The 25,355-nt window shown below is 52.7% G+C and carries 22 protein-coding genes; 10 read left to right on the top strand and 12 right to left on the bottom strand.

What is annotated here, in order from left to right:
• Positions 1–123: 123 nt before the first annotated feature.
• Positions 124–258, bottom strand: coding sequence for a hypothetical protein (locus DQG23_RS43505; RefSeq protein ID WP_272949077.1), 135 nt, complete (start codon positions 256–258; stop codon positions 124–126).
• Between the two features lie 176 nt (positions 259–434).
• Here DQG23_RS43505 and DQG23_RS30380 point away from each other — a divergent pair, with 176 nt between their 5' ends.
• Positions 435–1,439 carry an ABC transporter substrate-binding protein gene (locus DQG23_RS30380; RefSeq protein ID WP_238178117.1) on the top strand — a complete coding sequence of 335 codons (1,005 nt, stop codon included), beginning with the start codon at positions 435–437 and terminating at the stop codon, positions 1,437–1,439.
• A gap of 129 nt (positions 1,440–1,568) precedes the next feature.
• Here the strand turns inward: DQG23_RS30380 and DQG23_RS30375 are convergent, their stop codons facing one another.
• The 4 genes from DQG23_RS30375 to DQG23_RS30360 all read right to left on the bottom strand — a co-directional run bounded on the left by DQG23_RS30375 (position 1,569) and on the right by DQG23_RS30360 (position 4,438).
• Positions 1,569–2,189, bottom strand: a complete 621-nt coding sequence (locus tag DQG23_RS30375; protein ID WP_113034798.1) for a flavin reductase family protein — start codon at positions 2,187–2,189, stop codon at positions 1,569–1,571.
• Positions 2,190–2,292: 103 nt separating this feature from the next.
• Positions 2,293–2,901, bottom strand: coding sequence for an alpha/beta hydrolase (locus DQG23_RS30370; protein WP_113034797.1), 609 nt, complete (start codon positions 2,899–2,901; stop codon positions 2,293–2,295).
• Complete coding sequence (locus tag DQG23_RS30365) at positions 2,898–3,848, bottom strand: ring-cleaving dioxygenase (protein WP_113034796.1); 951 nt, start codon at positions 3,846–3,848, stop codon at positions 2,898–2,900. Before DQG23_RS30365 ends, DQG23_RS30370 begins: the two co-directional genes overlap by 4 nt.
• A gap of 140 nt (positions 3,849–3,988) precedes the next feature.
• Positions 3,989–4,438, bottom strand: a complete 450-nt coding sequence (locus DQG23_RS30360; protein ID WP_113034795.1) for a MarR family winged helix-turn-helix transcriptional regulator — start codon at positions 4,436–4,438, stop codon at positions 3,989–3,991.
• A 190-nt stretch (positions 4,439–4,628) separates the two neighbouring features.
• Here DQG23_RS30360 and DQG23_RS30355 point away from each other — a divergent pair, with 190 nt between their 5' ends.
• The 3 genes from DQG23_RS30355 (at position 4,629) to DQG23_RS30345 (ending at position 7,813) form a co-directional block, all read left to right on the top strand.
• A complete protein-coding gene (locus DQG23_RS30355) occupies positions 4,629–5,660 on the top strand; it encodes an FUSC family protein (protein ID WP_113034853.1) in 1,032 nt (343 codons plus the stop codon).
• Between the two features lie 289 nt (positions 5,661–5,949).
• The gene (locus tag DQG23_RS30350) at positions 5,950–6,600 is read left to right on the top strand and encodes a TetR/AcrR family transcriptional regulator (RefSeq protein ID WP_113034794.1); all 651 of its coding nucleotides are present in this window, start codon (positions 5,950–5,952) and stop codon (positions 6,598–6,600) included.
• Positions 6,601–6,631: 31 nt separating this feature from the next.
• A complete protein-coding gene (locus tag DQG23_RS30345; protein WP_113034852.1) occupies positions 6,632–7,813 on the top strand; it encodes a YhgE/Pip domain-containing protein in 1,182 nt (393 codons plus the stop codon).
• A 156-nt stretch (positions 7,814–7,969) separates the two neighbouring features.
• Here the strand turns inward: DQG23_RS30345 and DQG23_RS30340 are convergent, their stop codons facing one another.
• Entirely contained in the window at positions 7,970–10,219 is a 2,250-nt protein-coding gene (locus DQG23_RS30340) for a helix-turn-helix domain-containing protein (RefSeq protein WP_113034793.1), read from the bottom strand.
• 478 nt (positions 10,220–10,697) lie between these two features.
• On the opposite strand from DQG23_RS30340, the gene DQG23_RS30335 reads away from it, so the two are divergent.
• The 4 genes from DQG23_RS30335 (at position 10,698) to trhO (ending at position 15,417) form a co-directional block, all read left to right on the top strand.
• On the top strand, positions 10,698–12,359 hold the full coding sequence (locus DQG23_RS30335; RefSeq protein WP_113034792.1) for an extracellular solute-binding protein: 1,662 nt from the start codon (positions 10,698–10,700) through the stop codon (positions 12,357–12,359).
• Positions 12,360–12,486: 127 nt separating this feature from the next.
• Positions 12,487–13,383: an ABC transporter permease gene (locus tag DQG23_RS30330; protein ID WP_113034791.1), complete on the top strand. Its 897-nt coding sequence runs from the start codon at positions 12,487–12,489 to the stop codon at positions 13,381–13,383.
• A gap of 19 nt (positions 13,384–13,402) precedes the next feature.
• Positions 13,403–14,287 (top strand): carbohydrate ABC transporter permease, encoded by an 885-nt coding sequence (locus DQG23_RS30325; RefSeq protein WP_113034790.1) that lies wholly within the window; start codon positions 13,403–13,405, stop codon positions 14,285–14,287.
• Positions 14,288–14,523: 236 nt separating this feature from the next.
• The gene (gene trhO / locus DQG23_RS30320; protein WP_113034789.1) at positions 14,524–15,417 is read left to right on the top strand and encodes an oxygen-dependent tRNA uridine(34) hydroxylase TrhO; all 894 of its coding nucleotides are present in this window, start codon (positions 14,524–14,526) and stop codon (positions 15,415–15,417) included.
• Between the two features lie 370 nt (positions 15,418–15,787).
• Here trhO and DQG23_RS30315 read toward each other — a convergent pair whose 3' ends face one another.
• A complete protein-coding gene (locus DQG23_RS30315) occupies positions 15,788–18,043 on the bottom strand; it encodes an aminotransferase class III-fold pyridoxal phosphate-dependent enzyme (RefSeq protein ID WP_158560774.1) in 2,256 nt (751 codons plus the stop codon).
• A gap of 45 nt (positions 18,044–18,088) precedes the next feature.
• Positions 18,089–18,322, bottom strand: a complete 234-nt coding sequence (locus DQG23_RS30310) for a hypothetical protein (RefSeq protein WP_113034787.1) — start codon at positions 18,320–18,322, stop codon at positions 18,089–18,091.
• Positions 18,323–18,410: 88 nt separating this feature from the next.
• On the opposite strand from DQG23_RS30310, the gene DQG23_RS30305 reads away from it, so the two are divergent.
• Positions 18,411–19,544 (top strand): SGNH/GDSL hydrolase family protein, encoded by a 1,134-nt coding sequence (locus DQG23_RS30305; RefSeq protein ID WP_158560773.1) that lies wholly within the window; start codon positions 18,411–18,413, stop codon positions 19,542–19,544.
• Positions 19,545–20,051: 507 nt separating this feature from the next.
• Here the strand turns inward: DQG23_RS30305 and DQG23_RS42330 are convergent.
• The 4 genes from DQG23_RS42330 to DQG23_RS30290 form a co-directional block, all read right to left on the bottom strand.
• Entirely contained in the window at positions 20,052–20,216 is a 165-nt protein-coding gene (locus tag DQG23_RS42330; RefSeq protein WP_158560772.1) for a hypothetical protein, read from the bottom strand.
• A gap of 380 nt (positions 20,217–20,596) precedes the next feature.
• Entirely contained in the window at positions 20,597–21,013 is a 417-nt protein-coding gene (locus DQG23_RS30300) for a VOC family protein (RefSeq protein WP_113034785.1), read from the bottom strand.
• A gap of 173 nt (positions 21,014–21,186) precedes the next feature.
• Positions 21,187–22,830 (bottom strand): aminotransferase class III-fold pyridoxal phosphate-dependent enzyme, encoded by a 1,644-nt coding sequence (locus DQG23_RS30295; protein ID WP_202865974.1) that lies wholly within the window; start codon positions 22,828–22,830, stop codon positions 21,187–21,189.
• Between the two features lie 39 nt (positions 22,831–22,869).
• Positions 22,870–24,072: an NAD(P)/FAD-dependent oxidoreductase gene (locus DQG23_RS30290; RefSeq protein WP_113034784.1), complete on the bottom strand. Its 1,203-nt coding sequence runs from the start codon at positions 24,070–24,072 to the stop codon at positions 22,870–22,872.
• Positions 24,073–24,285: 213 nt separating this feature from the next.
• Here DQG23_RS30290 and DQG23_RS30285 point away from each other — a divergent pair, with 213 nt between their 5' ends.
• On the top strand, positions 24,286–25,221 hold the full coding sequence (locus tag DQG23_RS30285; RefSeq protein WP_158560771.1) for an AraC family transcriptional regulator: 936 nt from the start codon (positions 24,286–24,288) through the stop codon (positions 25,219–25,221).
• Positions 25,222–25,355 lie beyond the last annotated feature (134 nt).

The following is a 25,355-nucleotide window of genomic DNA, read 5'->3' as shown; positions in this document are numbered from 1 at the left end:
TCAAGCTGCGTTCAGTATAGGCCGTATCCGGCGCCGCCGCAAGGGAACGCTTGGTTGGAACGATTTTCCCCTTCACGGAAAATGAAAATAAGGTTGCACCGCGGACACGTATAGTGCTATACTTCACTTGATAATGATAATCGTTATCATTAATGCTGTGCCGATGATAATCGCTTGCCGGTATATATATTCGCTGGCGTTTATCGCAGCCGGAGAAACTCCCCAGATTTGCGCCGATTCCGAAAAAATCTCCAGCATAGGGCCACTCCAAGGGGGAATTCATTGTAAACACATATGACAAGAAGGTTATTACTCTGGTCCGAATCGCAATCTATACGACGACTACCTATGCAAATCGTTCACATGGCGAGTAGTAAGTGACATTAACTGTTAAGCGGTCCAAGGAATCAAACAATCAAAGGGAGGATATTTCTATGTCTCGACGTTTCAAAAAAATCAGTACATACGCGCACATGATGATGATCATGATGATTGTCGTCGTCGCAGCGGCCTGCGGCAAAGCTCCCGCTCCGGAAACGAAGCCGTCGGCTTCCGTTCAGCCTTCTTCATCCGCGCAAGCTTCCGCAAAGCCTGCCGATAATGCGAACGAAACCATTTCGTATACGGCGGAGAACGGTGTAGTGAAGCTAAAGAAAAATCCGCAGCGCGTCGTCGTTTTGGAAAGCTGGTATGTCGGCTTTTTCCTGGCGATCGGCATTAAGCCCCTCGCGGTAACCCAAGGCGCTTTCGATAATCCTTTTTTCAAAGGGAAGCTGGATGGCGTCGAAAATCTCGGGGACGGGAAATCGGTTGAGAAAATTTTAGAATTGAATCCCGACCTGATCATCGCGTTTGACGGGAACGAGAATCTTGAGAAAATACAAAGCATCGCGCCTACGGTTGCCGTCAAGTACGGGAAGCTGAACTACAAGGACCAGATTGTCGAATTCGGCAAAATGACGGGCAAGGAAGATAAGGCCAAGGAATGGGTGGCGAATTGGAATAAGAAGATCGCCGACTACAAGCCGAAGGTTGAAGCCGCTGTAGGCAGCAAAACGGTTTCGATTTTGAACCCTTATGCGAAGGGACTGTATGTATTCGGACATAACTACGGCCGCGGCGGAGAAATTATTTATGACGAGTTCAAGCTTAAAGCGCCGCCGGGAGCGCAGAAAGCGGCCATCGACAGCAAAACGGGCTGGGCGTCGATCTCTCTGGAGAAGCTGCCCGAGTATGCCGGCGATTTCATTTTCACAAGTCCTTGGTCGGGAGACACGGCGGATCCTGATACGGTTTACGGAAGCACGATTTGGAAATCGCTCCCTGCGGTTAAGGAAAACCGCGTTTTCCAAGTCGATCCTAAAGCCTTTACGTTTAACGACCCCATATCGCTGGAAGCGGAGCTCGACTTCATCGTCGAAAAGCTGACGCAAAAATAACCGCTGGCGGTTCATTATTCGCCATACGGCCGGCACTGCGCCGAATACTATGCAAAAGGAGAAACGCTTGAGCGAAGCCGGCTCAAGGTTTCTCCTTTTTGTATCGTTACCGGACCGCTGAAAATCCGATTACTGCGGACGCTCGATCGCGAACAGTTCGCCCAGCTTGGCGTACGTGCTGCCGGCCATTCGGCTTACCGGGTTCAGGCGGAGCGGATCAATATGGCCGCCGTTATCATAAACGTCCTCGGCCAAATGGAAGCGAACGACGCGGCCGATCAGCAGATCGCAGGCAGGTTCATCCCCATCCCTGGCGCGGCCAAGCGGGATCGCTTGCTCCAGCACGCATTCCATGCGGATTTTCGCCTCCTGCAGACCGGGTACGGCAATCGCCTCTCCGGCGACCGGCGTAAAACCCGCCTTTGCAGCCTCGCTTTCGTCGGGAGGCAATCCTGCCGCCGTTTCGTTTACCTTCCCGACGATCGATTCGTCGGTAATATGAACGACGAACGCACCTGCGTCGATCGCATTCCTTGCCGTGTCCTTCATCGCGCCTTGCTTGCGCTGAACGGATACGGAGAGCATGGGGGGCGAAGCCGTCACAATCGAAAAGTAGCTGAAAGGAGCGGCGTTGAGAACGCCGTCCTTGGATAGCGTCGTGACGAGCGCAATCGGTCTCGGCACGACGCTGCCGATCAGAAGCTTGTAGCTGTCCCGCTCGCTTAGAGCAGCCGGATCGATGGATATCATCTGCATTCTCCTATGCGATCATTATAGAATCGAAGGGCATAATGCGGCATTCTGAGCCGTTCGCGGTAAAAGTTTTCATGACGGCGTCCGCCGCATGCCGTATTTACGCCAAATGCTCCCGAAACCAAGCCGCCGCCGCTTGTACTTCCGTGGAAGTAAGCTGATGGCCGTACCGCTCCCAATGCACCTTGACCGATGCGCCGGCACCGCTCAAAAGCTCTTGAAGCTCCTCGGTCTCCCGGGCGGAACAGATCGGATCGTTCTCCCCGGCGCCGATGAAAATCGGGGTCCCGGACAAATCCGGGATCACGATTCCCCGCCTCGGCACCATCGGATGGTGAAGAATCGCGCCCTTCAAGGCGTTCTTGTAATGGAACAGCAGGCTGCCTGCAATATTGGCCCCGTTGGAATACCCGATCGCCACGACGTTGCTTCTGTCGAAGCCGTACTCGCCGGCCGCTTGATCGAGAAACTCGAACATTTCCTTCGTACGGAAGATCAAATCCTCTTCGTCGAACACGCCTTCGGCCAGACGTCTGAAGAACCGCGGCATCCCGTTCTCTAGCACATTGCCCCGGACGCTGAGCACGGCGGAATCCGGCGAAATCATCTCGGCAAGCGGCAGCAGATCATGCTCCGTTCCCCCGGTTCCATGGAACAATACCAGTGTCGGCGCATCCGGACGGCCGCCCTCTTTGAAAATATGCTTCATTGTTTGTTCCCCTCCAATACTCTCACTTCAATCGGCAGCAAATTCGCTTCGATCTCTGCGCGGTGCGGCTCGAACCATTCGGGCAGCATCAATTTCTCGCCCAGCGATTCGGCCGGCTCATCTTTCGCGAAGCCCGGAGGATCCGTAGCGATCTCGAATAAAATGCCGCCGCTTTCGCGGAAATAAATCGCATTGAAATATTGGCGGTCGATGATTTGCGTCGGCTGATAGCCGTATTGCGATACGGCGCTTTGCCAGTCCGCATGCTCGGCGAAATCCTTCGCGCGCCAAGCGATATGGTGAACGGTGCCCGCTCCGCCGCCGCCCCAGCCCATATTAGCGAGCGGCACGTCGATGACGTTGCCGATGTCGCCTGCGGCTTTGAGCCGTGCGTACTCGGCGTCTTCCCCGACTTTTTGCAAGCCGAGCACGTTCTCCAGCACTTCGATCGTTTTCTGCGAGTTTACGCTGAAGAGAACGGCGCCGCCGAAGCCCTTGATCGCATGGTCGGCCGTTATGCCCCCGAACGACCAGCTGCTGCGCGGTCCTTCCTCGCGTTCGACGAGCTCGAGACGCAGCCCTTCATTATCCGAAAATTGCAGGTATTGCTCGTTAAACCGGCTTACTTTCGCCGCCGCAATGCCGAAGCCTTCCAGACGTTGTTCCCAGAATGCCATCGAGCCCGGCGGAATCACATAAGTCGTGATGCCGACCTGCCCTCCCCCTATGCGCCCTCTGCGCGATTCCGGCCACGGGAAGAAGGTAATGATCGTTCCGGGGCTTCCCGCTTCGTCGCCAAAGTACAAATGATAAACCTCCGGAGCGTCGAAGTTGATCGTTTTTTTAACGAGCCGAAGGCCGAGCACCCCTGCGTAGAAATCGACGTTCGCCTGCGGATCGCTCGCAAAAGCCGTAATATGATGAATACCTGCCGTTTGCATAGTCATATGAATGCCTCCTAATTAGTCGTATTTATGATTAAAATGAGTGTTCCCTTACCTGCAGCGGCACATCCTGATCGCAAATTATCTTAAATATGAATATCTTTTATTTAAGATATTTGGCGAAAAGAGCGCCACCGAACGGCTTATTGCTCTTCCGCTCCCTTGCCCAACTTCTTCAGCAGCTCGGTCGCGTTATGCTTTTCATCCGGTGAAAGTGCCTTCATCAAGGAATGAATAGTGGCCGCATGCTCGGGAAAAATACGGTCAAAGAGCCCGGTTCCCGCCGCTGTAATTTCCGCATAAATGACCCTTCGGTCATCTGCGCAAGGTACCCGCTTCAACAAGCCTTTGCTCTCCAGCTTATCGACATTATACGTGATGCTGCCGCTCGTAATGAGTATTTTCTCCCCGATTTGCTGCAGCGGGATTTTCCCCTTCGTATACAGCACCTCGAGAATCGTAAATTCCGAAGGCGATAAATCGTATTGCTTCATATCTTTCACCGCCCGGTCCATCACGGTCTTGTATGCTTTGGACAAAACGACGAAAAGCTTGAGAGAATCCGCTTGGGCATCGTCCAATTTCACTTGCATGGCTTTCACCTCCTTGCTGAGCAATATTTATTTTGAATTTGAATATCTTAAATTAAAGATAAACCATTTCGAGACCGTTGTCAACCCCTCCCTCCGCTTGTTGAAACGTTTGCCGAACGGTATAATTTTCTTTATTATCGGCCTTATTTTTCGCCGTTACTCATCATTCAAACCAAAGGAGGGAGATGCCATGACCTTCGGTGCCCGCATGATCAAGACGGGAATCGCCGTTACTCTGTCATTGTACGTGAGCGTATGGCTGAATTTCACTCCCCCCGTGATTGCTGCCGTTGCCGCGATATTCGCCATGCAGCCCTCGATATACCGGTCATGGCGCTATTTCCTCGAACAGCTCCAGACCATTACGCTGGGCGCCGCGATTGCCATGCTGGCCGGTATGCTTCTCTCTAACGACCCGATCGCTGTCGGAGTCGTCTGCATCCTGGTCATCATGCTGTGTATCAAGCTCAAAATGGTCGAGACGATCGGCCTGACCTTGGTTACAGTCGTCGCGGTGATGGAAGCCAGCGGTCAATGGGATTTTGCGCTGAATCGTTTTCTGCTTAGCATGATCGGCATCGTTTCGGCCTTCCTGATCAATATCTTGTTCCTTCCGCCTAAACCTAAGGAGCAGTTTAACGACCAGATCCATACCGCCTTTACCCGGCTCTCTTTGCTGCTTCGGACGGCGATATCCGACGAGATCAAAGAAAAGGTGTTCCGGGAAGAAAAGCAAGGACTGCAGGACAGCTTAAATTCGCTCCGGGAGAAATATAAGCTGCTGGAAGAGGAATTGAAAAAGCTGAAACGGGCCAAATACCGCGAAACGCGCCAGCTTGTCGTTTATAAGCAGATGCTGTATACCTTGCAGAAAGGCTACGAGGTGCTGGAAGCCGTGCATGAGCACTACTTCCAAGCGGACCGGACGGCCGACTTGAACAAAAGCTTCGACCGGCACTTGGAGAAGCTGATCAAGTTTCATGAGCATGTGCTTCTTAAATTTGACGACAAGCTGAAGCCCGACAGCTGGGATTCCGCTTCGATCGAGGAAGTGAACGAGCTTTTCATGAAAAACGCCGCGGACTTTTACAGCGAAGGACGGGAAGGCTCGCTGCGGCTCTTTATCGTCGCGTCGGCCATATGTGAATATGGTTATCAAGCTGCCCGTTTGGACCGTTTGGTCAATCACGTGGACCCGGGCGGCGAAGAAAAAGCGGGGTAGAAAAGCTTTAAGCGTTTGGGGAAAATATGGCGATGAGACAAGGTATAGATATGGAGGTACGATAGTTATTTCAATAAAAGGCTGCCGGTAAACCGGCAGCCTTTTGCATGATGCCTTCGTTTCCGCTAAAAAATCTCCCCTTACTTAGAATGGAATAATAAAGATCTGCAAAACATTTAAGTGAGTGGTTACTCACTTTTGTATTGACGAAAAAGCATTGCTTACTATATTATTGAGTAAGTACTTACTCACTATTGAGTCGACTTAACTTAAAATAGAGGTGAAACTGATGACCAACAACCTATTAAGTGCAATCCTATCGTCGCAATCAGTAAAGCTCTCCGTGAAGCAAGAGCGGATCGTCGAAGCGGCAATTCGATTGTTTGCCGAAAAGGGCTATTCAAATACTTCAACTGCTGAAATTGCCAAGGTTGCCGAAGTATCTGAGGCAAGCATCTTTAAGCAATATGGAACGAAAGACAAGTTACTGTTATCCCTTATTGTCCCGCATTTGAAGGAATTCTTCCCTTCTATTGCGGATGAGGTAATCGGTCAAATAAGCAAAGCTAATTCCACTTTTGAAGGATTCTTAACAGCGTTTCTTAAAAATCGTGTAGAATTTGGCTTGGAAAACAAGGAAATATTCCAAGTAATCATAAAAGAATTAATTTATAACGAGGAATTGAAAAGTGAAATCATTCCTTACATTTTCGAAGTAGTTACTTCGCGCATAACCCAAGTTATCGATTTTTTTAAAGAACGCGGCGAACTTAATGACATCCCAACCGACAGAATCCTAAAGTTGCTTTTCACGTTCATTGGCGGATTCTTTGCTTCGCGTTTTGTGCTGTTGAATAAAGAGTCAATTAACGACGAGGAAATTGAAGATGCGATCCGTTTTATAATGGACGGCATTCGAAAATCACCTTCCGCTAACTAATGATTATATAAGAGGAGGAACATTCATGAATATCTTTAAAAACAGGCTCGCACTGTTGTCGCCAATACTTGCATTCTTGGTCATATTTATTTTTTCACTTACACTGTTCCCATCCGTTCAAGTCCAGCCTAAAAACTTACCTATCGCCATTGTCAACGAAGACCAAGGAGTCGAAATTCCAAATCAGCCAAAGATGAATATGGGGCAAACAATCGTTGACACGATGCAGCAAACCTCATCGTCGACATCTGGTGAGGATCCCGCCGTTAAATGGGTGGAAGTAGGTAGTGTTGAAGAAGTACAAAACGGCCTAAATAACCGAGAGTATTACGCGGCGCTTGTCATTCCAAAAGATTTTAGCGCAAAGCAAGCTTCCTTGCGCACTCAAACCCCTGCTTCGCCTGAAGTTCAAATCTATATTAATCAAGGTATGAATAGTGCGGCTTCCGCAATGGGAGGGCAAGTCCTAAACGGAGTCGTGGATAACATAAACAACAATGTTCGTGCCCAGATCCTTGACGGTTTTAATAAACAAGGAGCAACACTGACGACGGAGCAGGCATCCAGCTTGGTAACACCTATAGCCAAGAAGGTTACCAATGTCAATGAAACCGGAACGAAAAGCGCAAATGGCAACGCCCCGATTTCCTTATTCCAACCGCTTTGGATGGCATGTATTGCGAGCGCGGCGATCCTCTTTATTGCCATCAGCAAAACGACGGCTAAAACTCGAAAAGAGAATGTCGCTGCGAAGTTAATGCAGATTGCAATAGGTGGGATTGTTGCAGTAGTCGTTGGATTCGGTTCAACTTGGCTAGCAAAAAATATGGTGGGATTTCATATTCCGCAGTTTACGGATACGGCACTTTTCTTAACGATTACCTCTTTTAGTTTTTTCCTAATGATTTCCGCCGTATTGTCGTTGTTTGGCATGAAAGGAATCGCCGTTTTTGCCTTAATGCTTTTCTTTGGTGCGCCGTTACTCGCCTTAGCTCCTGAAATGATGTCCTCGTTTTATCGGGACTGGGTGTATTCTTGGTTACCAATGCGTTTTATGGTGGAAGGCCTACGAGAACTGTTCTTCTTCGGTAAGGGGTTAAGTTGGAATCTTGTATCGTCGCTTACTTGGATTGGCTTAGCCAGCAGCATCGTTATCCTCGGTTCTGTTTTGAAGCCTCGTGCAGTACGATATCAACAAAAGCTTGAAGGCTGACAATAAAGCACACGAATCCTCAAGTTGATTCGTGTGCTTTTATTTTATTTTGACACAAAGAATTCGGTGAAGTAACCCGCGTCAGGCAATTGCCATTATTTTTATCTTCTTTTCTTTTATGCACTTAGTTGTTCTGATAAGCAAATGAATGACCGCCTACCCCTTCTCCACGACCAAATGGACCCTCTTGTACTCTCCTGGCGTAATGCCCGTCACCTTCTTGAACATGCGCGTAAACGAGTTTGCGTTCAAATACCCGACCTGCTCGGCGATGTCCTGGATGCGCTGGTCCGAATGCAGCAGCAGATGCTTCGCCTTCAAAATCCGAAGCTCGGTCAAATAGTCGGAGAAATTGACGCCCGTTTTATCCTTGAAATACGCCGAAAAATAATTTGCCGACATGTTCAGCTTATCCGCAACCATCTCGAGCGAGAGATCTTCGTTATAATGCGTATGAATGTACTCCAGCATAAAATGCTTGATCGGATGCTGCCCTTCCTTCTGCTCCATCAGCAGCTGGACGGCCTCCGTCAGGAACCATTCGTAGAAATCCGCATAGTGCTCCGGACACGTGCATTCCTGCATGCGCTGATACGGCGAGCTCAGGTCGAAGACCGAGCTGATGTCCAGATTCGCGGCGATCATATGCTTCAACACCTTGCCCACGACTTCCTTGGCCAGCTCCGTGTACTGGTTGGCGGAAGCGTCAACCTTCTCCATCTGCGCGAGCATCCTCGCGAGAATAAGGTGCGCGGACGCCGCATTCCCCGCCTGAAGGAAAGTCTGGAACTCCTGCTCCTGAGCGGCGGTAAAGCCGGGCACATGAGGCTCGGGCCACAGCTCCGTGATCGTTTGGGTCTCGCTTCTGAGCTTGCGTCTCTTGGCCATTTCGAGCGTTTCCTCGTAAGCGGAATTGAATGCGGCGGGAGGCCGCAGCTCCGGGCTGTAGACGATCGTGACGCCGATATGTTTTTTCTCTTCATCGAATGCATGCTTTAAACGGTCGACCGCCCCGGCAAGCTCCTCCAGCCCTTCCTCGGCGAAAATCAGCGTAAGAATATGATCCTTCTCCGTTTGCAGCGTCACCGAATCCGGAAAGCGGCCCGCCAGCGTCGTGCCGATGAATTCGTGAATATAGGAAACGGCCCCGTCCTGCTCCAGGCTCGACAGCTTGTGAAACTCTCGGGTCATCGTCAAATGAAACAAGACGAGATAAAACGGCTTCTGATTCTCCTCCCCCTTCTCCAAAGCCGGATTGCTGTAAATATTTTTGAGCTTATACATGTAATCCAGCTGGCGGAGCTGCGACCGCTTGCGGTCCAAATCCACATTGATTTCCTGGTTCGTCTGGATAATGCTTTTGATTTCTTCATATATAAAGTTGTATTCCTTGATTTTGCTCTTCAGATGATTGTTCGGATTGAACCGGCGAATCGCGGCGATCATTTGCTGAACGGGCGTGTTGAATTTCAAGCTCATAATGATGGAGATCAGTACGCTCAGCAGAAGCGCGAATGCAAGTACCATGATCAGAATGAAGTTGAGGCGCGACACCTGCTTCGTAATATTTTCAAGCGGAACGACCGTTAGATAAGTAATTCCGGTAAGCGCGCCCTTTTTATAGAAATAAAGCTGGTTATTCTTCTTGACGTACGACTCGCTTCCGGTAAGCATTCCCAGAATTTCAGCAGGCACGGGGTCGGGAGCGGATCCGAACAGCTGCTGGTTCAAGGGATCGAACATATACAGCCTGTTTTGATTCGAGTTGCGGTAGGCACGGTACATTTTTTCAGGTTCGAGCAGAGCCGTAATATAAAGCTCACTATAAATATCGTTTTTCAGTACAATGGGAATTAAGGACGCCCGGTTGCTGTAATTATCGATGAAGACTGTTTCTTTCAGAACCTTGGTCTTGTACTGCTCCTCAAATTGCTTATCCCAAAAGGCATAGTCATAGTTCGGGCTGTTGTAGCTGCGGGCGAAAAACTGGGATGCGTCGCTCGGTCCGTTTTTGTCGATCAGGTAAGAACGGTTGCGGAAATGCAGCCAAATGTCGTTCAAGTACATCTGATCGTTGGACAAGATCTTTTTCACCTCGTCGACGACCTGATTAACCGTATCGAAATATTGGCTCATGCCTAGATCGTGCAGCACGACCACCTTCTCGTCAAAATATAGCCGGACAACCGCGCCTTGGATCATGCGGATATGGTTTTCGTACCGCTCTACGGTATTGTTCAAGTTTTGCTGATTGTTATTTATGATTTCCCGTTGAATGTTGCTGTTGAAAAACGAATAAGAAAACAGATGGAACGACAAAATGAGGAGGATGACGCAGATGAAACCGGTCAGCAGCTTAAAAAACAGCGTATTTTTACCGAATGAAAAAGGAAGCGGTTTCAACACTTGGAAGCACCAGCCTTTCTTAAAATCTCAGAAAGCATATCTCCGCTGATTGTTCGATTTCCCGGTAAACGCGCACTTCTTCGGAAAGTACGGAGCAGCCGTTTATCCTTGAAATCTCAGAAAGCATATCTCCGCTGATTGTTCGATTTCTCGGTAAACGCGCACTTCTTCGGAAAGAACGGCGCAGCCGTTTATCCTTGACATGCGTACAAAAGGCGACAAACAGTATTCCTATTGTAGCACAGTAGCAAGCATGCGGTCAGCGGACCGGTAATATGCACTTTCTCCGATTCTATTCCGGTTTACACATTCCGCGATTCGGGCTTCAAATCGGAGAATTTGCAGCTATTCATCCCCATCTCCCCTCCGTTAAGGTAAAAGCACAACACGACGAACTCGAGGACGAACGGAAGGAGGCGCACTCAGCATCATGTAAGCGGTTTAAAAATTCGTACTATACAAGGAGGGTGTCATTCCTATGAAACTGAAACGCGCAAGCATGGCAACCACAGCTTCGATCCTGCTCGCCGCATCGGTGTTGTCCGCATGCAGCCAAAGCAAAGAGACAGAACCGCCGGCATCGGCCCAGCCCAAAGAATCGGCCGCAGCGCCTGCGACCGGCGGCAAATACGATCCGCCCATTGAACTGACCTCAGTCAATTTCACTTACGGCTCTTCGACCAAATTCGGTAACGGCGACGATATGAACAACAATCCTTGGACGCGCCATCTGAAGGATACGCTCGGCATTTCCGTCAAGACGTTATGGGAGGTTCCTTCCGCCGAGCTGGAGCAAAAAACGAATCTGCTGATCGCCTCCGGCGAGCTCCCGGACTTTTTCCTGGTCACGGCTACGCAGCTGGTGCAGCTCGAGAAAGCGAATCTTATCGAAGATATGACGAACGTTTATAAGCAGCATGCCCCGGATAACGTCAAGCAGGTGATGGAGCAAGCCGGCAAGGAGGTCACGGAGGCGGCCACCATCAAAGGCAAGCTGATGGGGATCCCTTTTACGGGAGTCGCGAAAGAATCGGTGCCGTTGCTGTGGGTACGGGAAGATTGGATGAAAAAGCTGAATTTGCCGGAGCCCAAAACGATGCAGGATGTTTTGGCCATTTCGGAAGCCTTCACGAACAAAGACCCTGACGGAAACGGCAAAAACGACACGTTCGGCTTGGCGATGGATAAAGATCTGGGCCTCGCCGGCGGCCTCCTGAATGCCTACCATGCCTATAGATCAATTTGGGTGAAGGATAAGAACGGGCAGCTGGCTTACAGCAGCGTCCAGCCGGAAATGAAAACCGCGCTCGCAAAGCTGCAAGAGATGTACAAAACCGGACAACTGGACAAAGAGTTCGGCGTGAAAAATACGGCTAAAGTAAACGAAGACATCGGCAGCAATAAAGTCGGCATGATGTACAGCAGCTTGACGGCGGGTATTGCGCCGCTGGCCGGCTTGACCAAAGACGCTGTCTGGAAGCCGTATCCCGCACCGTCCGCCGATGGGCAGCCGACGCTTCTGCAGCATCCGCTCAATACGTTCTACGGATTCTGGGTCGTCAAGAAGGGCACCAAGCATCCTGAAGCGGTCCTGAAGCTGGCCGACGAATGGATCAAATTGTTCTATTTGAACACCTCCGACGACTTGTTCAAAAAGTTCAACGCGGACGGCAGCATTTCCTACTGGATGAACTCGCCGGTCAAAATGTACAAATCGTTCAAAAACGCGGAAATTTCCACTCATCTGGAGCCGCTGCTGAAGAGCGACAAAAAGCCGGAAGCCGATCAGCTCGCGAAGCTGACGCCGGAGGAACGGCAGGAATACGACTACATCCAGAAGTACAAGGCAGGCGACAAGAGCTTGTGGGGCTGGGCTTCGCGAAGCGAAATCGGCGGCTCGGGAAGCATCGTCAACCAGTATATCAAGAACAACCAGTTCATGCCGAACCTGTTTACCGCCCCTCCTACGCCGGCAATGGTGCAGAAAAACGCGAACCTGCTGAAGACGGAGCTTGAGGTATTCACCAAAATCATATTGGGCGAATCCGTCGATCTGTTCGATCAATTCGTCAGCGATTGGAAAAAGCTCGGCGGCGACGAAATGACGAAAGAAGTGAACGACTGGTATAAGAGCAAATAAAGCCGGCGCCGCATGCTTCGGACGAGCTGCGCTGGGAAACGGAATCATTTGCGCATTTTGCGCACGCTGACATTTATGACGAGAGGGAGCTTAGTCTCCCTTTTCGTTTGGATCGGAGGATTTGGTTATGCTGAGAACGTTCAAGCTGGAGCTGCCGCTTCACCTCATGATTTGGCCCGGTTTATTGATTGTGCTCCTGTATCATTACGGACCGATGGTCGGCATCGCCATGGCTTTCCAAAATTACATCCCCACGATGGGGCTTCGCGGGTCGGAGTGGGTAGGCCTTGAGAACTTCAAATATATGTTCAGTCTGCCGGACACTCTCATTGTTTTAAAGAACACGCTTATCATTTCCATAATGAAAATCGCAGCCGGCCTCCTGGTGCCCATCACGATGGCTTTGCTCATAAATGAAGTGCGGATCAAATCGTTCAAACGATCCGTGCAAACGATGATTTATTTGCCCCACTTTTTGTCCTGGGTCATTGCCGGGGGCATCCTGATCGACATCCTTTCCCCCTCTCAAGGGATCGTCAATAAAATTTTATCGTCGGTCGGCATAGACCCGATTTATTTCCTCGGGGACAAAAGCTGGTTCCGGTATGTGCTCGTTATATCGAACGAATGGAAGGAATTCGGCTTCAGCACGATCGTTTATTTGGCCGCCTTAACCGGCATCGACCCTTCCCAATACGAGGCGGCAACCATGGACGGCGCCAACCGGTGGCGGCAAACCTGGCATGTTTCGCTTCCCGGCATGCGGCCGATCATTTTCTTGCTCATGACGCTGAGCCTCGGCAACGTGCTGAACGCGGGCTTCGAGCAGGTATTCATTTTGTACAGCCCTCAAGTGTATGAGACAGGCGACATCATCGATACGATGGTATATCGGATGGGTCTCGTGCAGCTGCAGTACAGCATGGCAGCCGCCGTCGGCTTGTTCAAGTCGGTCGTTTCGCTCGTACTCGTCAGCTTATCCTATTGGCTGGCTTACCGCTTCGCCAAGTACCGCATTTTTTAAAGAGCAAGGAGGGATCCGAATGGTCGAAAGGCCGACTTTATCTAGAAAAGCTTTCATTGCGCTCAATTATACAGCATTAACCGTTCTCTCTCTTCTTTGCCTGCTTCCGCTCGTCCATATGCTGGCCATCTCCCTCAGCTCCAGCACGGCTGCAGGAGCCGGAATGGTCAAGCTGTGGCCGATCGAGTTCAATACGAAGGCTTATGAATATGTGCTGCAGAAGGATCAGTTCCTGGACTCGCTGCTCATCTCCGTGAAGAGAGTGCTGCTCGGCACGTCCTTAAATCTTTTGCTTATCGTACTATGCGCCTATCCGCTATCGAAGGAAGTCAAAGCCTTCAAGCTCCGCACCGTTTATGTCTGGCTTTTCTTCATTACGATCCTGTTCGGCGGCGGACTTATCCCGACTTATATGGTCATCCAGAGCACAGGCTTGCTGAACTCCATATGGGCGCTTATCATTCCTAACGCGGTTCCCGTATTCAGTGTCGTGCTGATGCTCAATTTCTTCAGGGGGCTGCCTCGGGAGCTTGAGGAATCGGCCTTCATCGACGGAGCCGGACATTTCACGATCATGTGGAAAATATTCGTTCCGCTTTCCCTGCCCGCGCTTGCGACGCTTACGCTCTTCTCGATCGTCGGGCATTGGAACGCCTGGTTCGACGGCATCATTTATATGAATACGCCGACCAAATACCCGCTTCAGAGCTATTTGCAAACCGCCGTTATTCAGGAGGATCTGGCGGCCATGTCGGTGAACGACCAGAAGCTGATCAAGGAAATATCCAATAAAACGTTCCGTGCCGCCCAGCTCTTCCTGGGTGCCCTGCCGGTGCTGCTCGTATACCCGTTTCTCCAGCGGTTTTTCATCAGCGGAATCGTCATGGGGAGCGTCAAAGGCTAGCCAAACGAGGTGCTGCTTAGGTCCGAATCGCGACCTGAGACGGCCTCGTTTTTTCATGTTTTACTCGTTGCATGCAGCTGTAAAAGCGCCTTCTAAATATACTTTATATACCAAAATATTGACTAAGTAACCAAAAGAAGATACAATGTAGGGTATCGACACGGCGGAAGAGAAGGGAACCCCTTCTGCTTCCGCTATTCCCTGTTTCACATTGAATAGAGAGGTGCATAACCATCATGTCAGATTATCGGATTCTTCTTTTTTATAAATATGTTCCGGTTCCCGAAGCCGAAAGCTTCGCAGCCGAGCATCTTCAATATTGCAAGGAGCTTGGCGTTAAGGGACGCATCCTGATCGCCGACGAAGGCATCAACGGCACGTTGTCCGGTACGATCGAGCAAACGGAGCGCTACATGGCGGATATGCGCAAGCATCCCCTGTTCGCCGATATCGTCTACAAAATAGACGAAAGCGACATTCATGCGTTCAAGAAAATTTTCGTCCGTTACAAGCAGGAGCTTGTTACGCTTCGCTATCATAAAAAGCTAAATCCCCATACGGACGGGGGCAATCGGCTGCAGCCGAAAGAGTTCTACGATTATTTGCAGCGGGACGACGTCATCGTTCTCGACGGAAGAAGCGATTACGAATACGACCTCGGCCGTTTCCGCAATGCGATCAAGCCGAGTCTGGAAGCTTTCCGCGAGTTCCCGGAGTGGATCGAGAACAATATGGCCGAGCACAAAGACAAGACGATTCTCACTTACTGCACAGGCGGCATTCGCTGTGAAATGCTTACGGCTGTGATGCGCGACCAAGGGTTTAAGGACGTCTATCAACTGGACGGCGGGATCGTAACGTACGGGAAAGACCCCGAGGTTCAGGGCAGAGGCTTCGACGGAAACTGTTACGTGTTCGACGAGCGCATTTCGGTGCGGATCAACCAGACCGATGAGCACGTCGTCGTAGGCGAATGCCATCATTGCGGCAAGCCGACCGAACGGTACATTAACTGCAAGGACGACACCTGTCATCGTCAGCATCTCGTCTGCGACGAATGCGAAACGATGTCCGGCGGCTACTGCTCGACCGAATGCGAAAAGCATGATACGACGGCTGCGGCTGTATAATCCGCCAGTCCCCGAAACGATAAAGAAGCCTCCAAATCCACCTAGGGTGGAAATGAGGCTTCTTTTTTTCCAAGGAATCGCTGTCAAGCGGATCGGCCATACTAAGCATCTACATAAGATCGATCATACGCCGCTCAACCCGATGACCATCGTATCGCTAGAGACCGGCTTTGCGATCGCCTGCTTCCGGCAGCCTTCCGTACCGAGATAAACGCTTTCGAAGAAAGCGACTTTGTAAGCATATGCTTAGCGACAAGCGCGTTTACCAAGATTTAGAGCCGCTACCACGATATACTTTCTGATAAGTCAAGAAACACCGGTTGGTCTGCCGAAGCCCCGCTGGGCTTTCACCACATAGGCTAGCTTTAGCTCATTCCTGCCGCCGCCGTTCAAGCATACCGGCGAGCTCGGTAAATACTTCGCCGATCGCTTGCCCGTACGATGCGACGATTTCGGGCGTATGAGCCAGCGTCGGGTAAAAATCCGTTCCGGCCAGAAAACCTCTGTTCAGCATTTTGACGGTATACTGATTTTTCAGTTCGTCCGCATATTCGCCGGTAAACTCGAACCTCGCCAGGCAAGGATACCCGTCGATAGCCTTAATCAGGAGACCGGATTGAAGGCCATACGTTTTCCAGGCGCCTTTTACTGCCGATCCCGCATCCGCAATGATCCCCGGGACGTTCACGGCACGCATCCGCTCCAGCGTTGCAAGCGCTGCGGCCGGTCCTACGCTATCCGTGCAGGAAGCGCTGCTAAGGAAGCTTCGATGTGCGCCTTCCATCGCTTCGCTCGTTCCGATTACCGCCCCGATTGGATAGCCGTTGCCCAGAGTCTTGGCAAAAACGGCGATGTCCGGATAAACGCCCTGCCTCAAGTGAGCGCCGCCCGCATGCAGCCGCCAGCCTATCGTGATTTCGTCGAATATAAGCAGACCGCCGGCCCGATGCGTTTCATCGCGCACATATTCCAAAAAGCCCGGCTCCGGATCCTCATAACGGCAGGGTTCCATTAAAACCGCAGCGAGCCGGTCACCGTACCGGCCGATCAGTTGATCGAACGCTTGCTTGTCATTGGCACGAAACGTAACGATCTTCTCGCTTAGCTCGCCAGGCACGCCTGGCGAGGCTGACTCATGCGGCAAATGCACGTTCAAAGCGTCATCCACGCCGAGACTTGCCGCTAAATCCCCATCGCTCCTGCCATGGCGTCCGCAAACGGCCACGATCGAGCGGTTCGTCGTCGCGCGTGCGATTCGAACGGCCAGGGAGCAAGCTTCCCCTCCCGTTCTCGTATACCCTACCTGCTGCGCCCAAGGATGAATGTCGAGCAGCCGTTCCGACAATTCCGCCTCTTCCGGCGCATAAAACGTGCTTATGCCGCCAAGATGAAGGCGCCTTTTGACGGCACGGGTTACATCCTCGTCGCGGTAGCCGAGCAAGCAGGAGCCGATCCCGTTCGTGGACATATCGTAGTAATGCTTGCGATCGAGATCCCAAACCTCGCATCCCCGCGCCTCGCTGAAATAGGCCGGCCACTTATCGCGTGCCTGCAGCTCCGGCCTTAAAAACTGCGTGCCCCCAGGAATGATTGCTTTGGCTGCGCTGTACAGCCGCTGCGTCCGATTATCATGAGCAGTTGCCTGTTTCGTTAACCGCATCGCATTATCATAGAAAATATGCTCGATATCGGTCTTGTTGAGTCCGATCATATCGGCTGCCGATTTCAAAGCCCGCAGCGATTCCAAACCGACCAGCGTCGGCTCGGTGCGGCCGGCGGCATGCCCCCAGTCCAGCGTTTCCTTCTGCATCCAGAAGAAGCCGTCTCCGACCGTAACGGCCTTGCCTCGGATGTCCGAAACCGGGAAATCGCTGCCCCACATCAGCTTCTCCGGCCCGAATTCGTACAGAACCGGCGCAATCGCCTCCGCCTCGCAAACGGCGGACATGTCGAAATATACGTTTTCCAAGCCTCTTAGCGCTTTTACGTTATACGCATGAGGAGCGTGGAAGCTCCGGCCCGCATGCGCCAGCACGCATTTCGCTTTCGGATACCGGCTGCACAAGTCGCGAAGCTGCTTCTGATTTTCGGGATCCGCCATCGCGGAATCCTTGACGATGTGCAGCATAATGACAAGCTCATGCCGGTCGGCCAATTGCCAGAAGCGTTCCGGTACGAATTCGACGATTTCGGAGTCGGCCGTCACTTGTCTGGAGCTGAAGCAATGATACGGCTTGAAGCCCACGATTTTCTCATTTTGCAAAAACAAGCTGATCTGCTCGTCGGAGTAACCCGGAGCAATCAGAATTAGGCCTCTGCTATTCGTTTCTCCTGCCAATTGTTCGATTAAATATCGATTCGCCCCATCCAGATCGCAAGACTTGAACGGAGCCGGAAACAGCAAACCGCCCTGGACACGTCTTCCCAGCAGCTGCTCGACGGAAGCGCGCCAGCGGTCGGCCGACATCTCGCCGCCTCCCTCGGTCCATATGGATTCACCTGAATAATTGAGGTCCCGGACTCTCCAAATATGCGCATGCGCATCGAAAATACGCCCAGGCACGAAGCCCTCAAGCTGCTCCCTGATCTGCAAGTCCTTCTCCGTAAAGGTAAAATGCTCCCGCATCGCCATATCCTCCATTCTTATCTTCATATGCCTGATAATCTAACGTTAAGTTTGAGGTACGATCGTCGAAAGCCGGGGCGAAAACCGCCGGATTCGAACAGGCTTCGTCACCGAAGGCATGCTTTCATTCGTCATAAAAACGAGCAGAACGGACTTCTTGCCGTCATTCGTCTCCGAGTGGGAGGTACTGATTGCCGAATCCTTCGGCAGAAGGAAATCGGCCGGTAGAAATTCGGACTTCGAATTGTCCCTTATCGGCCGTTTACGGATTGCGAGCAAATGCCCGCTACTTCTTCCTTAACCGCAGCCGCTTGTGCTATTCTGCTTATAGGATTGAAAAACATTTTACTTTTAGGAGATGCCGATTATGCTTACGAATTCGGGTGTAGAATCTGCTGGAACCAACATTCCGGCAACACTATGTACGTTAAACGACGCATGGACGGAGTGGCTGAGGGGAAGCAAATTTCCGATCGCTTTTTTTGGAGACAGCACGGTAGACGGCGCGAATACGACCGATTGGACGGCCAATACCCTCGGAGCGGACAATCTTTCGCCCAACGCTTTCTCGAAGAAGCTGGAGGACTTGCTTAGCCTGGCAACGGGTAACGATTCTTTGCGCATCTATAACGCCGGCTTCAGCGGCAAAACGGGACGCTGGGCGGTAACGATTCTGGAGGAGCAATTCGGCGAGACGTCGGCCTATCATGACGTGAAAATGATCGGAATCGGCTTCGGCATCAACGACCGTTTAGGTTTTGAGGACGAAAAAGCGTATAGAGACGGTTTCAAAGGGTATATCGAGCATATTATTCACTGGTGCTACGACAAAGGCATCCAGCCTTTTCTGCTGACCACCCAGGCAAGCGTCGAGCCAGGCGTCATGACGCAATATGCGGAAGCCTACCCGATGCGAACGAGCGGGCATATCGACAGCGTAGCGAACGAAGTGAAGAGAGAGCTGGCACGGGCATACGGACTGCAGCTCATCGACATGAACCGTTTTACGGAAAGCTTTTTGCTGTATTCGTCTATAAGCACCCAGCGGATTATTTCGGATCGGCTGCATTTCGGAGATATCGGCCATCAATATGAAGCGGAGGTTCTGTTTGCGCACATTTCCCCTCGTACCCTTGTCGCAGACGGCTATACCAAAATCGATTATTCCAGCCAAAAAGTAACGGACAGCGTGCCGGAGGACTGGCTTACGATGCCTGAGGAGCCGGCGGACCGCTTTAAAGTCTACGTCGATCACACGAAAGAGGATACGGCCGACATGCTGATCTTTTCTTCGTGGGTGTTCGTGAACGCCAAACGGATGCTGACGTTGAAGGCATTCCGTGGAAGCTCGCCGGATACGTATGTTCGCGTGAACGGCAAGACAGCACGGTTGGCGGAGGCCGAGACGGTATTGGGTCAATTGGATCTGGGCCTCTATAAACTTGAAGTCTTCACCGGGGCATCGGATAAAGCGGATTTTAAAGGATTTATTTTAGAATAAGCAGGGCTGTGCACGGTTCACGGTCAAGTACGAAAGATTAACCAGACGCACGTTTAAACAACTAGACGTGACATCGCTTATGAAATCAATATAAGAGCTGAAAGGCCGCTGTACGTTGACCGCTTATGATCTAAGGTTTGCTGCCCACACATGTCATGAAAGTGCCGTCCACAACCGATGGTTTTTACAAGGCACAATAGCACCCAAACCTTGCAATAGATGCGGTCAACGTACTAGTACGTTGACCGCTTAAAACCCAAAGCTTGCTGCCCGACTTTTTTGAAAAATCCGCAGACAAGCCCCGGGTTTGTATACGGCACAGTTGCGCTAATACCTTGGATTTGATGCGGTCCAGGTACTTGGTGGATGCATTAGAAAAGCAGGGCGACACCCTGCTTTTTTTGATTCATGCTATACGGTTAAAACTACGCCAAACGCCGGTGTGAAAGACGCCGTCAGACGCGCGGGCCGGCAAAGCTGCGATCGGGGGTGGCCAACGTCGTCAGGTTACCCGGTCCCCGTATCTCCCTCGCCCGTCGAGTTTTCTTTCCCTTTGTTGATCCAACTTCCCTTGCCGATCCAACATGCCGCTTTCCTTCGCTTCGTTCTTCGTTGCTGCTCCAGCGCCGTCATGATGAACCGGTACTTCCCGTACTTCCCTTTCTCCTCCACGCCTTCGAACGAGCCACTCCCGCAATTCGATTTCGCCCAATTGGAGCGGTGGTATCGCCTTTGTCTGCCTCTCCAGTCCGAAAAAAAACCCTTACAGAGCGATTTTTACCATCTACCCGTGAAAACCCTCACGCTAAGCGGGTAAAATCGGACTCCAGCACAATACTGAGCTTTCTCCGTCTCTCTTAGCGGGCAAATTCGGACTCCAGCACAATACTGAGCTTTCTCCGTCTCTCTTAGCGGGCAAATTCGGACTCCAACGCACACCGCGCTTTCCCTGTCTCTCCAAGTGAGCAAATTCGGACTCCAACATAACTTCGAGCTTTCTCCGCCTCTCCAAGCAGATAACTCGGACTCCGGCGAAACTCCGGGCTTTCTCCTTAGCCTTGATTAACGGCACTTTCATCCATATAAATGAACTCCCATAGATGGCCGTCCAAATCCTCGAAGCTCCATGTATACATAAAACCGTGGTCTACCGGTTCATTCGAAGCCTTCCCGCCTGCCGCCAAAGCCTTATTTACGATTTCATCGACCTTTTCCCTGCTGTCGGCGGACATCGCCATAATCACTTCCGTGCTTTTGGTCGCGTCGGAAACTTCCTTTTTGATGAACGTAGAGAAAAACGGTTCCGTCAACAACATGACGAACGTGCTATCGTTGATGATCATGCAGCCTGCGTTCTGATCGGTAAACTGGGGGTTGAATGCAAACCCGATCGCATTAAAAAATTCGATCGTTTTATTCAAATCTTTAATCGGCAAATTGACAAAGGTTTTATCGGCTGTAAGCGCCATACGATCACCTCTACATTAAATTTAACTTCCCTCCCCTATTATAATGCCAATCAGGCATCGCGATTTCTTATGGATTGCTATCTTGAGCCCTCCGCCTTTGCTCTGGCCGCATATTCCCCTTCGAGCTTCAGAAACGTCAGCGGAAGATTATTTTTGAAGCGCACTGCCGGCATTTACAACAATCGGCGAAACCCGCTATGTGCCGTCGGCCCCCGCAAGCTTTGCTCCACCTTGTCTTCCCGAAGCGCATCGGCAATAATGCCAAACACGCAGTCCACCTCCTCGTCGTACATGTTCACGATGTTTTCCGTATGCGCAAGCGTAGGGTATACGGCCGTTCCCGCCAAAAATCCCCGTTCCAGCATCAACTGCGTGTACAGCGTGCGCAGCTGCTCGGCCTGATCGTGGACGAAGCGGAAATGCGCGAGACAAGCATAACCGTCTCCGGTCTCGACGGGCAGCCCGTGCCTCGCCGCATTGCGCGACCATGACGCCATAATCCGCTCCCCGATCGCACCGGCATGTGCGGCCGCTCCTGTCGCTTCCATCTTTGCCAGCGTAGCTAGCGCCGCTGCCGGTCCGACGCGTTCGGTCCAATACGTGCTGCTGATGAACGATACGTGCGCTCCTTGCATCGCCTGCTCCGTACCGATGACGGCGCCGATCGGATGGCCGTTGCCTAGCGCTTTGGCAAATACGGCGATGTCAGGTGCAACGCCCAGCCGAAGATGTGCCCCGCCGTAGGTCAATCGCCAGCCGATCGTAATCTCGTCGAAAACGAGCAGAGCGCCGGCACGATGCGCCTCGTCGCGCACGTATTCAAGGAAGCCCGGCTCCGGATCCCGGTAACGGCACGGCTCCATGATGACGCAAGCGAGCCGCGGGCCGTATCGATCGAGGATCGAGCGAAACGCCTCGCGATCGTTATAGGGGAACGTCGGCACCGTCCCGGTCAGTTCCTTCGGTACGCCTGCCGGGTCGAGCCCGGGCAGCAAATGTCCGCTCAGCGCCTCCGTTTCGCCGAGATTGGCGGACAAATACCAGTCGTGCCAACCGTGGTAGCCGCATACCGCAACGACGGAGCGTCCCGTCGTCGCCCGGGCGATGCGGATCGCCGCCGCGCACGACTCGCCGCCGCTGCGGGTGAAGCGCACCTGCTGCGCCCACGGATGAATCGCGCACAGACGCTCGGCCAGTTCCACCTCTTCCGGCGGATTGAGCGTGCTCATGCTCCCCCGCTCTATCGCGCCGATCGCCGCCCGCGTCACGTCCTCGTCGCGGAAGCCGAGCAGGCACGCTCCGATGCCGTTCGTCGACAGGTCGTAATAATGCCGCCCGTCAAGATCCCATACCTCGCAGCCGCGCGCTTCCCGGTAATAAGCCGGCCACAGCCCCGGCGCCATCTGCTCGGGCCGCTTGCTGAGCAGTTGCACCCCGCCGGGGATGATCCGCTTGGCGCGTTCGTACAGCCGCTGCGTTGCACTCGCGGACGCAGCGACTCTTGCGTCCGGACTTGCCGGCCGCTCAGCCTCTGGCGCTTCTTCGGCCCCCGCACTTCCCTCCGATGCGTCTCTGGGCGCCGCTCCTTCCGTGGACACTTCCCCGTTTGCCGCACCTCCTGCCATCGTTTCCCCAGCTACCGCACTTCCCGCCGACGTGTCCACTGCCGCCGCTCCTTCCGTCGTCGCTTCCCCGGCTGCCGCGCCTCCTGCCATTGTTTCCCCAGCTACCATGCTTCCCGCCGACGCCCCCTCCGCCACACTCCCCACTCTCTCGGGGACATTATCCTTCTGTGACGCATGATCCATAGCCATCATTTTGTCTCCCCCAATTTTCAAATCGATCTTTGACTCCTCCTAATGGCGCCTTCGCGCCACATGCTTCTGCTTTACGGTTTCGGCCAAATAAGCGTCGGCTTCCGCCGGGTCAAAACGATCCGGCGAGAATGCGCCGATATCGATGCCGGTGCGGCCGCTTTCCACCAGCTCCGCCAACAGCAGACCGGCAGCTGGGTTATAGGCGAAGCCACCCGAGTGAAACGCAACGCCGACATACAAACCGGGAAGACCCCCGACCGGCCCGACAATCGGCTCGCCGTCCATCGAAAAGGTGAGCAGCCCGAGCCTTCGCTCCTCCCATTCGACGCCCGTAAGCTGCGGCACATAAGGAGTAAAACTGCGCCTTAGATCCTCCTTCAGCGACTCCGGCGCTTCCAGCGAACTTAGGTGATACGATAGCTCGGTCACTCGCTGCTCCTCCCGTTCCGCCGTTTCGATGCCAAACAGCAGCCTGCCGCCGGCAGCCGGACGAACATACCCGCCGAGCGGATCGGCGTTAATCGCCGGAATCGCAAGCGGCGCTGCGAGCGGCTGCGTCACGTAACGCTGGTGAACGACCGCTTTGACCGGCAGACGGATGCCGGCTTCGGCCAGCAGCGCGTTCGTCCAGGCGTACACGGTGCTGACAACCGCATCCGCCTCGATCGTCCCGCGCGCGGTTCGAACGCCGGCGACCTTGCCGCTCCGCACGACAAACCCGGTCGCCGGTTCATGCTCGCGAATCTCGACGCCAAGCTCCCGGCACCTGCGGGCAAGCGCCGGGACGTACTCGTCCGGTTCGCTATATCCGCCGAGCGGGTCGTACAGCCCGATAAACTCGTCGCGGGGCTGAAGCTGCGGCCACCGCCGGCGCATCTCGTCCGCATCCAGCACCTCGAACGGAGCTCCGCAGCGCCGATACAGGGGCAGCAATCGTTCGCGCTCCGGCCAAGATTGCGGGTCGAACAAATTCAAGGCGCCGACAGCCTGGAACGTATAGCCGTCGAGCTCCTCCGACAACTCACGAAACAGCTGCAGGCTGATTTTGCGGGCAAGCACGCCGGTTTCGCTCCATAGGAGCGCGGTAATAATACCCGCTGCGCGGCTGCTCGAGCCGTCTCCGACCGGCCCTTTGTCGAGCACGACGATGCTGCCGCAGCCTTTGCGCGCCAAGTGATAAGCGGTGCTCAGCCCTGTTACGCCGCCTCCCAGAATTACCGTTTTGGATCCCATAAGACCCATTCCTTTCCGCCTCCTGTCCTGAAGGACGATATGCTGCTATTGTAAAATCTCCCCTGCAGCCGGACAATGATCCGCACGGACATCTTCGCGCGAATGATGACCGGTTTCAATACCCGCTTTGTTCATTGGAGCACCCTCATAATCCATTCTTTACCTGCCGCCGGGATGGTGCTACAATGCATCCATAAAACTGAGCTCCCGAGGTCGATGCGAATGAGCCTTCACCAGTCAGGAGAACAAAGTTCGAAGCAGTCTTTTCCGAAGCAATTCGAATGTCGCGTGGAACTGGGCGCTTTACGGTTCCATTTGTTTACCGATGCCGGCTTTTTTCGAACGAGCTGCGATTGGCGTGTTTTGAATCACAACCATGTTTTGTATGAAGTCCAGTTTGTGCACAAGGGTTCGATCGTACTTAGCCTGGAGGACGGCTGCCATGAAGTGCCGGAAGGAAGCTTCTGTGTCATTCCCCCAGGGATGTATCATTCGCAGCAGCGTCCCCTGTCCGGCGAAGAGGCTCACAAAACCTGCTTTTCTTTCCGTTTTGACGTCATGCCTCGTCCGAAGCACGAATATTCGCCCGGCGAAACGGAAGAGCTGCTTCGCGTGCTGCAGAACGCACCGTTCTTCATCTCCCCGGACAGCCATGCGACAGCAGAGCTCCTGGACGAAATCAAGCGCGAATTGCTCACGCGGCCGGTCGGCTATCTAGCCAAGGTGCAGTGCATGTTCGGCCAAGCTCTCGTCGACGTCATTCGTTCATCGCCCAACATCCAGACGACCCCGCGAAACAGGATGCAACCGGCCACGCCTGTCGACAACAGGCTCACCATCATCGATACGTTCTTCTCCGAGCAATTCGACAGCCCGCTGAGGGAGGAAGATCTCGCCGGTTTGCTTTACGTCAGCCATCGGCAGCTTAACCGCATTTTGCACGATTTGTACGGGATGTCGTTCCGTCGGAAGCTGCAGCACACACGTATGAAAGTAGCGATGGATTTGTTGAAGCATACCGATTTGCCCGTAAAAGAAATCGCGGCGAGAGTCGGCTATCCGTTCGCGGAAAACTTCCACGCCCAATTCAAGGCTCTGACGAATACGACGCCAACCGCTTACCGTAACGGAGCCTCTTCGCGGCCGGATGAAGGCTGACGTATATTTAACCAATATATAGGGGGGACGTTTCCCTGCCTTTGCCGACATGATCGATAATAGCGGCCGGCCCTGTAAACCCTCACACCGCACCCCCGGCGTGCGATGTTTCGCTGCATGACGGCGGTCGGCCG

The sequence above is a fragment of the Paenibacillus contaminans genome (assembly GCF_003285015.1).
Classification (GTDB): Bacteria; Bacillota; Bacilli; order Paenibacillales; family NBRC-103111; genus Paenibacillus_V; species Paenibacillus_V contaminans.
Note: the sequence above shows the minus strand (reverse complement) of the source record. Positions and strands in the feature narration are given on the sequence as shown.

What these genes read in the sequence shown, in the direction of transcription:
- DQG23_RS43505 (WP_272949077.1), bottom strand. Translation starts at nt 258, where the DNA reads ATGCTGGAGATTTTTTCGGAATCGGCGCAAATCTGGGGAGTTTCTCCG.
- DQG23_RS30380 (WP_238178117.1), top strand. Translation starts at nt 435, where the DNA reads ATGTCTCGACGTTTCAAAAAAATCAGTACATACGCGCACATGATGATG.
- DQG23_RS30375 (WP_113034798.1), bottom strand. Translation starts at nt 2,189, where the DNA reads ATGATATCCATCGATCCGGCTGCTCTAAGCGAGCGGGACAGCTACAAG.
- DQG23_RS30370 (WP_113034797.1), bottom strand. Translation starts at nt 2,901, where the DNA reads ATGAAGCATATTTTCAAAGAGGGCGGCCGTCCGGATGCGCCGACACTG.
- DQG23_RS30365 (WP_113034796.1), bottom strand. Translation starts at nt 3,848, where the DNA reads ATGACTATGCAAACGGCAGGTATTCATCATATTACGGCTTTTGCGAGC.
- DQG23_RS30360 (WP_113034795.1), bottom strand. Translation starts at nt 4,438, where the DNA reads ATGCAAGTGAAATTGGACGATGCCCAAGCGGATTCTCTCAAGCTTTTC.
- DQG23_RS30355 (WP_113034853.1), top strand. Translation starts at nt 4,629, where the DNA reads ATGACCTTCGGTGCCCGCATGATCAAGACGGGAATCGCCGTTACTCTG.
- DQG23_RS30350 (WP_113034794.1), top strand. Translation starts at nt 5,950, where the DNA reads ATGACCAACAACCTATTAAGTGCAATCCTATCGTCGCAATCAGTAAAG.
- DQG23_RS30335 (WP_113034792.1), top strand. Translation starts at nt 10,698, where the DNA reads ATGAAACTGAAACGCGCAAGCATGGCAACCACAGCTTCGATCCTGCTC.
- DQG23_RS30330 (WP_113034791.1), top strand. Translation starts at nt 12,487, where the DNA reads ATGCTGAGAACGTTCAAGCTGGAGCTGCCGCTTCACCTCATGATTTGG.
- DQG23_RS30325 (WP_113034790.1), top strand. Translation starts at nt 13,403, where the DNA reads ATGGTCGAAAGGCCGACTTTATCTAGAAAAGCTTTCATTGCGCTCAAT.
- trhO (WP_113034789.1), top strand. Translation starts at nt 14,524, where the DNA reads ATGTCAGATTATCGGATTCTTCTTTTTTATAAATATGTTCCGGTTCCC.
- DQG23_RS30315 (WP_158560774.1), bottom strand. Translation starts at nt 18,043, where the DNA reads ATGCGGGAGCATTTTACCTTTACGGAGAAGGACTTGCAGATCAGGGAG.
- DQG23_RS30305 (WP_158560773.1), top strand. Translation starts at nt 18,411, where the DNA reads ATGCTTACGAATTCGGGTGTAGAATCTGCTGGAACCAACATTCCGGCA.
- DQG23_RS30300 (WP_113034785.1), bottom strand. Translation starts at nt 21,013, where the DNA reads ATGGCGCTTACAGCCGATAAAACCTTTGTCAATTTGCCGATTAAAGAT.
- DQG23_RS30295 (WP_202865974.1), bottom strand. Translation starts at nt 22,830, where the DNA reads ATGATGGCTATGGATCATGCGTCACAGAAGGATAATGTCCCCGAGAGA.
- DQG23_RS30290 (WP_113034784.1), bottom strand. Translation starts at nt 24,072, where the DNA reads ATGGGTCTTATGGGATCCAAAACGGTAATTCTGGGAGGCGGCGTAACA.
- DQG23_RS30285 (WP_158560771.1), top strand. Translation starts at nt 24,286, where the DNA reads ATGAGCCTTCACCAGTCAGGAGAACAAAGTTCGAAGCAGTCTTTTCCG.